This is a genomic window from Kribbella sp. NPDC049174 (assembly GCF_043197365.1).
Taxonomy (GTDB): domain Bacteria; phylum Actinomycetota; class Actinomycetes; order Propionibacteriales; family Kribbellaceae; genus Kribbella.
Window position 1 is genome coordinate 21,147 of record NZ_JBICSZ010000022.1, and the last position, 14,086, is coordinate 35,232.

Annotated in this window: 13 protein-coding genes and 1 tRNA gene; 9 read left to right on the forward strand and 5 right to left on the reverse strand. The window is 67.9% G+C overall.

Annotated elements, in window-relative coordinates; translation table 11 throughout:
• The first annotated feature begins 174 nt into the window (after positions 1-174).
• Positions 175-1,059 carry an SH3 domain-containing protein gene (locus ACGFIF_RS44000; protein WP_393163859.1) on the forward strand — a complete coding sequence of 295 codons (885 nt, stop codon included), beginning with the start codon at positions 175-177 and terminating at the stop codon, positions 1,057-1,059.
• Positions 1,060-1,115: 56 nt separating this feature from the next.
• Here the strand turns inward: ACGFIF_RS44000 and ACGFIF_RS44005 are convergent, their stop codons facing one another.
• The gene (locus tag ACGFIF_RS44005; protein ID WP_393163861.1) at positions 1,116-2,396 is read right to left on the reverse strand and encodes an FAD-binding oxidoreductase; all 1,281 of its coding nucleotides are present in this window, start codon (positions 2,394-2,396) and stop codon (positions 1,116-1,118) included.
• Positions 2,397-2,479: 83 nt separating this feature from the next.
• Here ACGFIF_RS44005 and ACGFIF_RS44010 point away from each other — a divergent pair, with 83 nt between their 5' ends.
• Entirely contained in the window at positions 2,480-3,235 is a 756-nt protein-coding gene (locus ACGFIF_RS44010) for a phosphotransferase family protein (RefSeq protein ID WP_393163863.1), read from the forward strand.
• Here the strand turns inward: ACGFIF_RS44010 and sigJ are convergent.
• Positions 3,222-4,100 carry an RNA polymerase sigma factor SigJ gene (gene sigJ, locus ACGFIF_RS44015; protein ID WP_393163865.1) on the reverse strand — a complete coding sequence of 293 codons (879 nt, stop codon included), beginning with the start codon at positions 4,098-4,100 and terminating at the stop codon, positions 3,222-3,224. The genes ACGFIF_RS44010 and sigJ overlap by 14 nt on opposite strands.
• A 92-nt stretch (positions 4,101-4,192) precedes the next feature.
• On the opposite strand from sigJ, the gene ACGFIF_RS44020 reads away from it, so the two are divergent.
• From ACGFIF_RS44020 to ACGFIF_RS44035, 4 genes are all read left to right on the forward strand, one after another.
• Complete coding sequence (locus ACGFIF_RS44020) at positions 4,193-4,987, forward strand: glycoside hydrolase family 16 protein (protein ID WP_393163867.1); 795 nt, start codon at positions 4,193-4,195, stop codon at positions 4,985-4,987.
• A 149-nt stretch (positions 4,988-5,136) separates the two neighbouring features.
• Positions 5,137-6,183: an anthranilate phosphoribosyltransferase gene (gene trpD, locus ACGFIF_RS44025; protein WP_393163869.1), complete on the forward strand. Its 1,047-nt coding sequence runs from the start codon at positions 5,137-5,139 to the stop codon at positions 6,181-6,183.
• On the forward strand, positions 6,183-7,136 hold the full coding sequence (locus tag ACGFIF_RS44030; RefSeq protein ID WP_393163871.1) for a sigma-70 family RNA polymerase sigma factor: 954 nt from the start codon (positions 6,183-6,185) through the stop codon (positions 7,134-7,136). The genes trpD and ACGFIF_RS44030 overlap by 1 nt, the downstream gene beginning before the upstream one ends.
• A gap of 84 nt (positions 7,137-7,220) precedes the next feature.
• Positions 7,221-7,994, forward strand: coding sequence for a YybH family protein (locus tag ACGFIF_RS44035; RefSeq protein ID WP_393163874.1), 774 nt, complete (start codon positions 7,221-7,223; stop codon positions 7,992-7,994).
• Here the strand turns inward: ACGFIF_RS44035 and ACGFIF_RS44040 are convergent.
• A complete protein-coding gene (locus tag ACGFIF_RS44040) occupies positions 7,983-8,744 on the reverse strand; it encodes an alpha/beta fold hydrolase (RefSeq protein ID WP_393163877.1) in 762 nt (253 codons plus the stop codon). The two genes, ACGFIF_RS44035 and ACGFIF_RS44040, sit on opposite strands and share 12 nt — an antisense overlap.
• 60 nt (positions 8,745-8,804) lie before the next feature.
• A complete protein-coding gene (locus ACGFIF_RS44045; protein ID WP_393163879.1) occupies positions 8,805-9,386 on the reverse strand; it encodes a dihydrofolate reductase family protein in 582 nt (193 codons plus the stop codon).
• Positions 9,387-9,864: 478 nt separating this feature from the next.
• Between ACGFIF_RS44045 and ACGFIF_RS44050 the strand changes: the two genes are divergently transcribed.
• The gene (locus tag ACGFIF_RS44050; RefSeq protein ID WP_393163881.1) at positions 9,865-10,740 is read left to right on the forward strand and encodes a hypothetical protein; all 876 of its coding nucleotides are present in this window, start codon (positions 9,865-9,867) and stop codon (positions 10,738-10,740) included.
• Between the two features lie 120 nt (positions 10,741-10,860).
• Here ACGFIF_RS44050 and ACGFIF_RS44055 read toward each other — a convergent pair.
• Positions 10,861-10,949, reverse strand: a tRNA-Ser gene (locus ACGFIF_RS44055).
• Positions 10,950-11,232: 283 nt separating this feature from the next.
• On the opposite strand from ACGFIF_RS44055, the gene ACGFIF_RS44060 reads away from it, so the two are divergent.
• Both ACGFIF_RS44060 and ACGFIF_RS44065 read left to right on the forward strand, forming a co-directional pair.
• Positions 11,233-12,471 (forward strand): MFS transporter, encoded by a 1,239-nt coding sequence (locus ACGFIF_RS44060; protein ID WP_393163883.1) that lies wholly within the window; start codon positions 11,233-11,235, stop codon positions 12,469-12,471.
• Between the two features lie 142 nt (positions 12,472-12,613).
• Positions 12,614-13,831, forward strand: coding sequence for an MFS transporter (locus ACGFIF_RS44065; RefSeq protein WP_393163885.1), 1,218 nt, complete (start codon positions 12,614-12,616; stop codon positions 13,829-13,831).
• The last annotated feature ends 255 nt before the right edge of the window (positions 13,832-14,086 follow it).

A 14,086-nucleotide genomic window follows, 5' to 3' on the forward strand; every position in this document is an offset into this window, starting at 1 on the left:
ATGCGTTAAGAGTGCGGGCCGATTGCGAACCTTTCCGGGTTGTGTGCTTGACTCCTCCGGTCGATAACGTTTTGGTCTCGGGCAAGATTGGGTGTGAAGGTGACTGCAGGACGGCATAGACAGGCGCGGCACCGTCAACCGCGCCCGAAGGTGATACAGCCAGGAGTCTTGAAGGTGGCGATTCCCGGCGCGGCGGTGGCCCTGGTGGCCACCGGTTCGGCAGCCGCACTTCCCGACCACGAGGTCAAACTCGACACCCCGATCGCCAGCTCGTCCCTGCAGCTGGCGCGCGAGTCGGCCATCAGCCGCGACGCTCTCCGTCCGCCGCTGAACCTCACCACCCCCAAGCCGAAGCCCAAGGCCGCCGCTCCGACGGCGAAGCACTTGAAGAAGCAGGCGCCGATCCCGAAGCCCACCGCGACGAAGACCCGCGCAGCTGCCGCGGCCGCGACACCGCCGAAGGTGACGGGCTCGAAGTACACCACCACAGACGTGAACGTCTGGTCCGTGCCGGTCGTCGGCACCCTTTTGGACGTCATCCCGAAGGCCACCAAGGTCTCCGTCACCGGCAAGGTCGACGGCATCTGGGCCGAGATCGTCCGCGACGGCAAGTCCCGCTGGGTCAAGGCGCAGTACCTGTCCGCCACCAAGCCGGTCGCGAGCACCGCGGGCACCATCTCGCAGGCAGCCTGCAAGACCGGTTCGAGCGTCGAGAGCGGTCTGACCGAGGACGCGATCCGGGTCCACCGGGCCGTCTGCGCGAAGTTCCCGAACATCTCGTCGTACGGCGGACTTCGCGCCGGTGACAGCGGTTCCGAGCACTCCACCGGCCGCGCGCTCGACATCATGGTCAGCGGCTCGGAGGGCAAGGAGGTCGCCGAGTGGCTGAAGGCGAACTACAAGAAGCTGGGGGTCAGCGAGCTGATCTACCAGCAGCAGATCTGGACCGTCCAGCGCAGCAGTGAAGGCTGGCGTGGGATGGAGGATCGCGGCGGTGCGACCGCGAACCACATGGACCACGTCCACGTCTCGGTGTACGGCAACTCCGGCACGGTCTGACAGACGCCCTGAGCGACCCGGTCCCCTGCCCTCCTGGGGACCGGGTCGCTTTTGTCTTACGGCCGGATGTTGGCGTTCAGGTGGAAGAAATTCGTCGGGTCGTAGGCCCGCTTCACCTCGCGCAGCCGGCCCAGGTCATCGGGTGTGTACGCCGTGTCCGCCCGGCCGGGGTCGCCGAGGAAGTTCACGAAGGTGCGGCCGGAGTTCGGCAGCAGGCCGTGCATCTCGCGCTCGACGATCAGCGAGTACGACGCTCCGCGGTGCCCGACCGGTCCCGCGCCCGGACCGGGGTGCGCCATCGATCCGCCCCAGTGCCGGATCTCCATGGTCGGCGCGTCCTCGTCCGCGAACCCGGTCAGCACGTCGATCACGTCGTCCGTCAGTACGTCAAGGAAGTCCAGGTGCCGGGCCGGCGTTCCGCCCATCGCGGCGTCGCCGTACTCGATCGTTGTCAGTTCGCCGGCCAGCCGTTCGCCGGCGACCTCGAACAGTGGCTTCAGCAGGTGTTCGGCCACGTCGGCCGCACCGGCGTACATGACCTTGATCGCGACCGCGCGCTGCTCGGTGCCAGGGACGCGGGTCAGGACGACGGCGGTGCTCAGGTCGTTCGGGATCGTGGCGGTCCAGTCGCGGTAGCGGCGGAGGATGTCGGCCGCGCGGTCGATGCCGTAGTACACGATGCCGGCGTGCACCTGGCGGACCGAGTACAGCCGGAACTCCAGGGACGTGACGATGCCGAAGTTCCCGGTGCCGCCGCGGATGGCCCAGAACAGGTCCGGGTGATGCTCGGCGCTGGCGGTGACGAATCGGCCGTCGGCGGTGACGACCTCGGCGCGGATCACGCTGTCGGCCGCGAAGCCGTACTTCCGGGCCAACCAGCCGACTCCGCCGCCGAGGGTGTACCCGGTGACGCCGACATCGCGGGACGAACCTGACAGCGGCGCCAGGCCGAACTGCCCGGCAGCGTCGAGCACCGCGCCCCAGCGCGCACCCGGCGCGACCTTGGCGATCCGGCGCTCGGGGTCGATCAGGACCGAGGTCATCGGGGTCGTCTTCAGCAGGATGCCGCCGTCGGCCGGGACCCGGGTACCGTGACCGGTCGCCTGGACCGCGATCGGCAGCCCGTACTCACGCGCCGCCCGGACCGCGGCCTGGACGTCGGTCCTGCCGTACGTCTCCGCGACCACGAGCGGCCGCGAGTCGACCGTCGGGATCACGGACTTCCGCTGTACGTCGTACTCCGGGTCGCCCGGGAGCCTGATCGCACCGTTGAAACCGGCGCCCAACAGCCCTGCCACCACGTCGCTGGCAACCGGTGCCACCGTCTGCGTCGTCATCCCACCCACTCCTTCGGCTATCCGTTTCTACCGGTACGTCGAAGGGGCTCGGCGGTTATCGACACGTCGGCCAAACTTCTCGGATGGCACCCACTCACGCGGTCGAGATCACCGGCGCGGTCCTGACGAAGCGGTACCTCTCCTGGCCCCGCGACGAGCCCGGCCGCGAGTGGGCGGCCCTGGAGTTGGTCTCCCGGCACGCACCCGATCTCGTCCCCGCTCCCCTCGACCGGACGCGGGCTGCAGGCTCGCCCGCCATCTCGATGACGGTCGTCCCGGGTGTCCCGCTCAGTGGGTCTCTCACCCCGCCGCAGCTCGACGCCCTGGCCCACGCGTTGCACGCCCTGTGGTCCACACCGCCCGACGACCTGGCACCGATCGACATGCCGACGCTCGTCGATCGGGTCCGCACCGGGCTCGCCGTACTGCGAGAGGTCCCAGGTGTGATCGGCTCAGCCGCCTGCGCTTGGCTTGATGGTGCTGCTGACGAGCTGACAGACGTACGGGACCCGGTCGTCGCGCACGGTGATCCGAATCTGGAGAACTACCTCTGGGACGGCACCCGCGTCCGCATCGTCGACTTCGAGGACGCGGGGCGCGGCGACCTGGCCGTCGAGCTCGCCAATCTGGTCGAGCACCTGTCCGCACGCGACACCGACTGGACCGGCTTCGCCGAGCGGTTTGCTGTCGACCTGGATCGATTCCACGCAGCGCGGTGCCTGTGGGCCGCGTTCTGGCTCACGTTGGTCGGGCCGGGTGGACCGAGTGCGGCGCGGAACCCTCCCGGCACGGCGGAAGCGCAGGCCGGGAGGGTGTTGGCGCTTGTCAGGCCGGGATAGGGAGCTGCTCGAGGCGGTCGAGGTCGGCGAGGATGTTGATCTCGGTGATCTTGCCGTCGACGACCTTGAGGTCCATGACCCCCATCAGGCGGCCGTTGACAACCGTCGCGGCGCCTGGCATGCCGTTGACCAGGGACAGCTCGGTGTACGGCGCCATCCGGCTGAACAACAGCGCCTGCTCGACCACGGCCCGCGCACCACGGACCAGCTTCGAGACGGCCGGGCCCGCGAACTCCGCGGTCGCCGCGCCGGCGTCGGCACGCAGTACGACGTCCGGATCGAGCAGCTCGAGCAGCGCCTCGAAGTCCCCACCCCGCGAGGCCGCCAGGAAGGCGTTGACGATCTCCCGCTGACGCCCCGGATCCCCGTCACCCACCGGCTTGCCCTGCACCCGCCGCCGCGCCCGGCTGGCCAGCTGCCGCGTCGCCGCCGGCGACTTGTCCACAATCGTCGCGATCTCGTCGAAGCTGACCCCGAACATGTCGTGCAGCACGAACGCGAGCCGCTCCGCCGGCGCCAGCGTCTCCAGTACGACGAGCAGCGCGAGACCGATCGCGTCCGCCTGGACCGCCTGCTCCTCCGGCCCCGGCCCGCTGTCCTCCCGCGTCACGATCGGGTCAGGCACGAAGTCCTCACGCCGGGACTTGCGACTACGCAGGGTGTCCAGGCAGACCCGCGACACCACCGTGGTCAGCCAGCCGGCCAGATTGCCGACGTCACTCACGTCCGACCGGCTCAGCCGCAGCCAGGCCTCCTGCACCGCGTCCTCGGCCTCCGTCAGCGAACCGAGCATCCGGTACGCCACCGCCCGCAAGTGCCCCCGGTGGTGCTCGAACTGCCGCGCAAGCTGGTCGTGCTCGTCCACTGGTCCCAGTCTCCCGTCGTACTCCGTCAACTCCCCTGACGGATCGCGCCACCATGATGTGACAGGCCGAGGCCAGGGCCCATGATGGGGTCATGCCTGAGACCCGTGGTGACCTTGTGTTCGAGGACCACTTCGACGGATCCTCGCTGGACCTGTCCGTGTGGTCGCCGTACTACCTGCCGCAGTGGAGCTCGCGTACGGCGTCAGCAGCGACGTACGAGCTGGGTGACTCCTGCCTGACGCTCAGCATCCCGCCGGACCAGGGCCTGTGGTGCGGCGGCGACCACAAACCGGACCTGCGGGTGTCCGGGATCCAGTCCGGCAACTTCTCCGGCCCGGTCGGGAGCACGGTCGGTCAGCAGCCGTACCGGGAGGGTCTGGTCGTCAGCGAGGAGCAGGAGCCGTTCTGGGGCTGGACGCCGAACGGCGGGTACGTCGAGCTGCACGCCCGTGCCGAGATCAGTCCGCGGTCCATGGTGTCGCTGTGGATGGCCGGGCTGGAGGACCAGCCGGAGCGGTGTGGGGAGATCTGCGTGATGGAGATCTTCGGCGACGCGATCGTCCCCGGCGAGTCCACCGCGGTCGGGATGGGCCTGAAGACCATCCGCGACCCGGCCGTGCCGCAGGACTTCGAGGCGATCCGCCTCCCGATCGACCTGGCCGACTTCCACACGTACGCCGTCCAGTGGGTCTCCGGCGAGGCGACGTTCTTCGTCGACGGGACTCCGATCCGCAGTTGTTCTGGCGCCCCGTCGTACCCGCTGCAACTGATGCTGGCCGTCTTCGATTTCCCGGACAGCAGCGTCGGCGACGACGCACACCTCGTCCCGACCTTCACCGTCGACCACATCCGCGGCTGGAACGTTGCGGAAGAGCTCGTCGCCTGACGTTATAGTCGGTGCCATGTTCTTGTCCGCGGGTAGCTGGTGGGCCGTCGAGTAGACGGTCCTGCTTCCGCGTAACCACCCGGCCGTCTCCTGCGAGGCGGCCGTTGTCATGTCTCCTCGCCGGCGGCCCCGCACCCCGAGGATTGCCGATGGCAACAACACTCCGAACCTGGTCCGGGCTCATCTCCACGCTCCTGGCCGGCTCCGACCTGACGGCGGCGGACACCGCGTGGGCGATGGACCAACTGGTGCTGGGCGACGCGTCACCGGCCCAGATCTCCGGCTTCCTGATCGCCCTGCGGGCCAAGGGCGAAACGGCCGAGGAGATCGCCGGCCTTGCTTCGGTACTGCGTTCGCACGCAACGCCGGTGCGGATCCCCGGACCGTTCGTGGACATCGTCGGGACGGGTGGCGACCGGACCGGTGCGGTGAACATCTCGACCATGGCGGCCGTGGTGGTGGCATCCACTGGCGTGACGGTGGTCAAGCACGGTGGCCGCGCGGCGTCGTCGTCCGCTGGTGGTTCTGCCGACCTGGTCGAGCACCTGGGTGTGCCACTCGACCTGTCCGCTGACGAGGCCGCGCAGGTCGCTGCCGAGGTCGGACTCACCTACCTGTTCGCACCACGCTTCAACCCGGCGCTGCGCCACGTGGCAGTGGTCCGACGTGAGTTGGCGGTGCCGACCGCGTTCAACGTGCTCGGGCCGTTGCTGAACCCGGCAGACCCTCAGCACCAACTAGTGGGGGTCGCCAACCCACGGATGCTGCCGGTGATCGCCGGCGCGCTGGCTGCGCAGGGCCGGTCCGCACTGGTCGCACGTGGCGACGACGGGCTCGACAAGCTGACCACGACCGGGCTGTCGCGCTTGTGGGTCGTGCACGGCGGCACTGCCTCGGAGGTGGTGTTCGACCCGCGGTCGCTCGGATTGGCGCCGGTGTCATTGGCTGAGCTGCGTGGTGGAGATGCTGCGTTCAACGCGCGGGTGTTGCGCGGTCTGGTCGACGGTGAGCGTGGACCGGTGCGGGACGTCGTACTGCTGAATGCCGCGGCTGCACTGGTGACTCTGGAGCTTGGAAATGGGCTGCTGCTCGAGCAGTTCGCTGACTGTCTGGAGCGGTGTCGGGAGGCTGTGGACAACGGAAACGCCACGGCAGCGGTGGAACGCTGGACCAGTCACTCGCTAGCGTGCAGGTAATGCGCGAGCTCCTCGATGCCGCACGACGCGGTGATGCGAACGCCTTCGGACAGCTGGTGGGGCCGTGGCGTGGGGAGCTGCATGCTCACTGCTACCGGATGCTCGGGTCCGACGCGGACGCGGATGACGCCGTACAGGAGACGCTCGTCCGGGCCTGGAGCGGTCTCGACGGGTATCAGGACCGTGGTTCGATCCGGGCGTGGCTCTACAAGATCGCCACGAACCGGTGCCTCACTCTGATCGAGAGGCGGGCGAAGCGGGAGCTGCCGACCGACCTGGGCGCCTCCTTCGAGGCTGAGTGGCTGGAGCCCTACCCGACGAGCCGGCTGGAGTGGACCACGCGGCTGAACCCCGAGGCGCGAGTGGTGGCTCTGGAGTCGGTGGAGCTGGCGTTTGTGGCGTCGCTGCAGCACCTGTCTGCGCTACAGCGTGCAGTCCTCCTGCTGCGCGACGTACACACGTTTGCCGCCCGTGAAGTCGCCGAGCTGCTGGAGACGTCGGTTGCCGCGGTGAACAGTGCGCTGCAGCGGGCTCGGGCGGTGTTGAGCTCTCTGCAGCCAACACAGCAGGAGACGCTGCGCAACCTGGGCGAGTCTGCCGAGAGGGACCTCGTACGGCGGTACATGGCTGCGTGGGAGACCGGTAACGTCGACGCGATCGTGGCGATGCTCGCGGACGACGCGAAGTACTCGATGCCGCCGTTGCTGCAGTGGTTCTCGGGGCGGGCCGGGATCCGGCGGTTCCTGCTGGACGGACCGCTGCGGGAGAAGTGGCGGTTCCTGCCGACGCGGGCGAACGGGCAGTTGGCGTTCGGGACGTACCTGTGGGATGTCGACCGGTACGTTCCGGGCGGGCTGGACGTGATCGGCGTCCGCGGGTCGGAGATCGTCGAGGTCGTCTCGTTCCTGGAGGCCGACTTCGACTCGTTCGGGCTGCCGGCGGAGGTTTTCTGAGCTTTCTCCTGCTGGCGCGATGAGTTTCCGCCTTGGGCCGGGGTTCTAGCGGTGACGGTTTCTTCTTCGAGCTAGGACGGAAACATGACGAACGAGCAGGAAGTCCGCACGCTGATCGAGAACTGGGTCACCGCGGTCCACGCCGGCGACCTGGACACGGTTCTGGCCGACCACGCCCCGGACATCGTGATGTTTGACGTGCCCCCGCCGTACGACGGAGTGCGCGGGCTGGACGCCTACCGCGACACCTGGCCCGGCTTCTTCGAATGGCAGCGCTCGGGTGCGTCCTTCGCACTCGAGTCCCTCGACGTGACCGCAGGTGAGGACGTCGCCTTCGCCCACGCCCTCCTCCTCTGCGGCACCCCCGACGAACACAAGGCCAACCCGGCCCTCCGCCTCCGCCTGACCATCGGTCTCCGCCGCCTCAACAACCGCTGGACAGTCACCCACGAACACCACTCGTTCCCCCTCGACGACGTACCACCCGCCGTTGCTTCGGAACAGATCCGCGACCTGCTGAACCAATGGACCGCCGACACGACCGCCCGCAACCTGGACGCGCTCATGCAGCCCATCGCCGACGACGTCGTCTCCTACGAACTCGACGGCGAATACACCGGCAAACCAGCAGTCCGCGAAGTCTGCAAGTCCGGCCTCGACGCCACCACCGAGGAGATCACCTTCACCACCACCGACCTCACCGTGAAGGCCTCCGGCACCCTGGCCGTCGCCTGGGGTATCGACCACGTGGATGCCGCCGGAGTCGACACTCAGTCCCGCTCAACCCGCCTCTTCCAGCGCGTGAACAACACCTGGCAACTAATCCACCAACACCTCTCCTACCCGTCAAAGAGCTAGGCGGAGGATGGTTTCGGCTATCTGGTCCGGGGTGCGCAGGCTTGGGAGGTGGTCGGCGCCGGGGAGCCAGATGAACTCGCAGTTGGGGATGCGGGCGGCCGCGGCGCCGGCGACGGCGGCGAGGATCGGGCGGTCCTTGTCGCCGACCATCACCACGGACGGGGCCTGGATTTCGTGGAGGCGGTCGTAGACCGGCGGGTCCTTTCGCAGGTAGTCGGCCTGGTCGAACCACGCGGGCACTGCGGCTTCCAGCTGGGCGACGGCTGCTTCGTCGGCTCCGGCTGCGGCCCACAACCGCAGTCCGAGCTGCATGAGCCCGTCCACGTCGCGGGCCTCGGCGAAGGCGTCGTACTCCGCATCAAGCTCCGGCTCGTCCGGCCACGGGAAGCCACTCACCCCCGGACACAGCAGTACGAGCGCCCGTACCCGCGCCGGATCATTCAGCGCCAGACTGAGCGCCGTGTCCCCGCCCATGCTGCACCCGACCAGCACCACCTGCTCAAGCCCCAGTTGATCGAGCACACTCACCAGATCCTCGACCAACGAGAACTCACTCGTCGGCAACGCGGACCGCCCGTACCCGCGTACGTCGTACCGGACCACCCGATGCCGATCCACCAACCGAGGCATCACCGGATCCCACACCCGCGAATCCCCCACCCCCGGATGCAACAACACCACCGGCACCCCAGCCCCAGCCACATGCTCAGCCCAAACCTCGCCCCCACCCACCGGAATCCGCAGCTCCATAACCCCACCCTGACACCTCACGGAGCCAGTTCGTCGTGGGTGACGGGCGCAGGGACGGAATCAGACGTGCAGGGTGGGGCGGTAGATGATTTCTTGGGTGTGGCCGTCGAGGGTGCGGGTCTCGATGAGTTCGAGGTCGAAGTCGGCTGCGCCCTGGAAGATCGGGTCCACTCCGGTCTGACCGGTGATCACCGGGAAGATCGTCACCTGGACGCGGTCGACCAGGCCGGCGGCCATCAGGGCCCGGTTCAGCGTCAGGCTGCCGTGTGAGCGCAACGGCACCTCGGACTCCTCCTTGAGCCGGGCAACAACGTCGGCGGCGTCACCGCTCGCGAGGGTCGCGTTCGACCATTCGAGGGGCCCTTCGAGTGTGCTCGACACCACGGTGGTCGGCATGGTCATCATCCGCATGTTCACCGGGTCGTCCAGCGTGGACTCCTCGGGGCTCGGGCCGAGCACCTCCACGAACTGCCGATAGGTGTTCGCCCCGAGCACCATCCGCTGCTCCTCCTCGTACAAGGCAAGGCGCCGATCAAGAAACTCAAGGCCTCCCTTACCCCAATACCCGCCCCAGTCGCCCCCGTCGTACGAGCCGAACCCGTCGAGGGTGCAGAAGATGTCGAAGGTGTAGGTCGCGGTCATGACGCTCTCCTCGAGTCCGTGGCCAGCCCACGTGGGTGGCCGCTCACCCCTCCAACGAACACCTCGCCCCCGATCCGACACCGCCGCCCGGATTTCCTCGAGGCGACCAGTCGCTCGCATTCCGCGTCCCGCCTGGGCGTACGCCGCCCCGCCGGTGCTGATCCTCGACCTCTTCCTCCGCCGCCCGCGCCCTACGCCCTCGGCGCGAAGCAACGCGATCGTCTCTGCGGGTGGGTCGGGTGAGAAATCGGGGCGGGACGCTCCTACGGATCAGATGGCTCGGGCCGACGGTCGCGTCTGCCGATCCAGTGACTTGCAATTTGTTGCAGGGGACGCCGCGCGGTCAGGCATATGTTGAGGTGCGCGGCATCGCTGGATGCAAGGGTGTCCGGTAGGACTTGCAACACAGCCTCTGCTGGCTATCCGACAGGTCCAGAAGCGAAGGAGTGATGCGATGGATCCGCAAAGCTCGCCGACTGTGGAGGTCATCGACCTCACGCCGGCTCTCTGGATCTGGCGACTCGAGCATCCCAACTGGAGCGAAGGCCACGACTGGCAGGAAGTGGTGACGAGCGTCTGCGTGGACGCAGGCGCCGAGAGGTGGGTCCTCGACCCGCTGCTCCCGCCGGAGCAGGCGACCCAGGTATGGGATCGCTTCGCCGACAGACCGCCCACCGCGGTCGCGGTCCTGATTGGCGATCACCTGCGCGAGACCTGGGACGACCGGACGACCTGGAGCGTCGATGCGCTGGTCCAGCGCTATGGATGCGGCGCCTTCGGCCCGAACGCCTTCGATCCGGAGATGATCGAGAAAGGCGGGCCGCTCGAGACCGACGTACAGAAGATCCAGCCCGGTCAGGAGCTGCCGGGAGGCCTGATGCCTTTCCGGGATCCACGCGGGTGGCACGAGACGCCGCTCTACCTTCCCGAACACAAGACTTTGGTGTTCGGCGACAGCATGACGGAGCGAGCTGGATCGTTGCGGGTGTGGATGTCACCCACTCACGAGGAGCGTGCCCGGCCTGACCTGCGGGCGATGCTGGACCTTCCGTTCGAGCGTGTGATCATCTCCCACGGCGAACCCGTCCACACCCGCGAAGCGTTCGAGCAGGCGCTGGAGCGTCCACCGTGGCCGGCTACGTCGCTTCACATTTCTGCCTGGCGCGGAGACCTCGAACAGGTCCGCAACCTTGTGGAGAAGGGCGCTGACCTGACGGCGCGATCTGACACTTCCGGCGAGACTCCTCTGGACTGGGCCGTCAAAGCCTCCCGCACGGAGGGCGCAAGCAGCCCAACACACGACGCCGTCATCGCCTACCTCAAATCGGCGATGAAGGCGGGCGATGGGACTTAGTCCCCTGATCCGCCTGCGCTACATCCGCAGAGCCGCGCGGCCGCCACAGCCGCCAACGTCCGAACGGCGGCCAGGCCACGACTCGAACCCAGGTCAGAGCGACTTTCTGGACCGTTTGAGCGGAGGGTGTGGGATTCGAACCCACGATGACGGTCACCCGCCATACCGGTTTTCAAGACCAGCGCACTCGGCCACTATGCGAACCCTCCAGGCGACGTGGTCGCCGATCGTTGAGGATAGCGCGGCGGTCTGCTGGGGGCGAACGGGAGTGCGGGGACGGGGAGTGAACTGTATGGTCTGCGGAGAGGCGGACAGGCCGCCCAGTATGCGGACGGAGGTGAGCGCAATGTCTCGGTCGTTCGAGGACATGGCACGCACCGTCCGGTCACCGCGCTGAATCAGTACCGCCTGATCAGTAGCTGACCGGACCACCCGCCGGCGTCGGAGCGGCGCCGGTTGTCAGGTTGTCCCGTCATGCTCTCTGGAGTTCGTATGCGATCCCTCCGTACGTTCCTGCTGCCGCCCGAACTCGGTTCCGACTTCGGCAAGATCTGGCCGGCCTCGATCATCTCGAACCTCGGCGACGGCGCGATGCTTGCCGCCGGCCCGTTGCTGGTCGCCTCCATCACCCGCGAGCCGGCCGCGGTCGGCGCGGCCGCGTTCGTCCAGCAGCTGCCCTGGCTGCTGTTCGCCTTGTTCAGCGGGGCTCTCGTCGACCGGCTCGACCGCCGCTTGATGATCGTTGCCGCTGACATCTTTCGGGCCACCGTCCTCGGCGCGCTCGGAATCGCCGTACTGCTGGACACCTCGCCGCTGTGGGCGATCTACGCCGCGCTGTTCCTGCTCGGTACGGCGGAGACGCTGGCCGACAACGCATCCGGTGCACTGCTGGTGAGCGCCGTACCCAAAGAGCAACTGGGTAAAGCGAATGCGCGGTTGTTCGCCAGCGGGACGGTGTTGCAGCAGCTCGGCGGTCCGCCGCTCGGCGCGTTGCTGTTCGCCGTTGGTGCCGGTGTCCCGCTGGTGTTCGACGCTGTGACCTTCGCGGCCGCGGCGGCCCTCATCGCGCGGGTCGCCGTACGTCCGGCACCCCCTGGTGACTCGCCGAGTACGGCGCTTTGTAGCGAAGTACGCGAGGGGGTTCGCTGGTTGTGGGCGCACCCGGGTGTACGAACGCTGGCCTGCTCGATCCTCGTCATGAACATCACCTTTTGTGCAGCCTTCGCGACCTGGGTGCTGTTCGCCCGGGAGCGGCTTGGGCTGAGTGAGACGCAGTTCGGCCTGCTGGTGTCGGTCGGTGCAATCGGGGCGGTGTTCGGCATGCCGGTGTACCACGTGCTGGAGCCCCGGGTCGGCTCACTGACCCTGCTGCGGGCCGGACTGGTGATCGAGACGGCAGTGCACCTGATCCTCGCGCTGACCCGGAGTCCGTGGGTCGCCGGCGCGACGATGGCCGTGTTCGGCGTCCACGCGGTGGTGTGGGGCATCGTGTCGACGACTGCCCGGCAACTCGCCACCCCGGAGCCGCTGATGGGGCGGGTGAACAGCGTGTATCTACTCGCCTCAGTGGGCGGTGCGGCGATCGGTGCCGGGCTGGGCGGCGTACTGGCGCAGCGCTACGGGCTGGCGGCTCCGTTCGCCATCGCCTTCTTCGCGATGGTGCTGATGACGGCGGTGGCGTGGCGGCCGCTGCGGCATGTGTCGGTACGACCGGTGGTCGCAGCGGACTGAAAAGAACTAGAGGCTCTCGGCCGGAGCTTGCTACTGTCTTTGGCCGAGAGCCCCAACTGTAGTCAGGGGAACGCCCCCTGGTGGAGTGGTCTCGTAGCTGCGCTGCGAGTGGGCAGAGTCGATGCGATCGGAGCACTCTGTCATGCCTACAGCTACGTCCCTCGGCCTCCCGAACATCCGCGGCCGCTTTCCGCTGCTCGCCGGCCTGGCGATCGACTCGTTCGGTGGAGGCTGTGCCGGACCGCTGCTGCTGCTCTACTTCGTGCGGGTTGCGGAGGTCCCCCTCGGTACGGCGGGAACGCTGCTGACCGTGGCGACACTTTTCTCCATCGCCGCACCGGCCGCAGTGGGTGTGGTGATCGACCGGCTCGGGCCGCGCGCGCTGGTGGTGGGTTCCCAGTTCGCGCAGGGGCTGGCGTTCACCGGGTTCTTCTTCGGCCGGTCGCTGTGGCTGTTGTTCCTGTGTGCGCTGCTGACGACGTTCGGTCAGCGGGTGTTCTGGTCGTCGATCTTCAGTCTGCTGTCGGATGTGGCCGACGAGGGTGATCGCGACAGGTGGTTCGGCCTGGGCGGCATGATGCAGGCTGGCGGCTTCGGCCTGGGTGCGCTGGCTGCTGGTGCGTTGCTGGCCGCTGGCGGTAGCACTCCGTTCCTGATTGCGATGGCTCTCAACGCAGTGACGTTCTTCCTGGCCGGTCTGCTCCTGCTCCGGCTGCACCCCTCGCACCACCAGCGTGAGGTGCAGGACACAGGCCCGGCACCGCTGCTACGCAAGGACAAGCCGTTCCTGATCCTGATCGGCGCCAACACCGTGCTGGCGCTCTGCACGATGCTCTTCGGTGTCGGACTCCCCGTGTACGTCGCTGACGCGCTGCCCGCACCTGAGTGGTTGGTCGGAGTCTTGCTGGCCGCGGTGTCCGTCGTACTGGCTACTGGGCAGACGCTGGTGGTGCGGCACACCGAGCGGCGTCGTCGTACCAATGTGCTGATCGTCGCCGGCCTCACGTGGGCCGTGTGGGGAGTGCTGATGGCGTCGCTCCTGCACATCCCGACCGCACTCGTGGTGCCCGGGCTCATCCTGGCGACGATGGTCTTTGCGTTCGCCGACGTACTGCACGCGGCGACCTCCAACGCGCTTGCTGCTGCTGTCGCTCCGGTGGTCGGGCATGGGAAGTACCTGTCCTACTGGCAGTACTCCTTCACCTTCGCGAGCGTGCTGGCGCCGGCTTTTTTCGCACAGCTTTTCGAGGCCCGCCACGAGTTCCCCTGGCTGGCGCTGTCGGCCTTGGCCCTCCTGGCCACCGTCACCATCCTCACGCTCGACCGCACCCTCCCGCACGCCACCACCCAGCGCCGCTGACCTCCCGGTCTGGCGGGGTGGAGGAGCTCTGCGTGCACCCCTTCCCCGCCACCTGAGCCCAGCCGCGTTCGCCCCTGGGACCAAGCAAATCTGACGGGTCAGGATTCGTTGCCCCGATCGAACATCTGTTCTAATGTTTTCCTCGTTCGCGGTTTCTCCATGTGATGTCTCAGGACATAGGTGACAGTTCTGCATCAGGACATCGGTGACACTCGATGTGTCAGGACATCGGTGACGATTCAGGGGTCTTGGCGT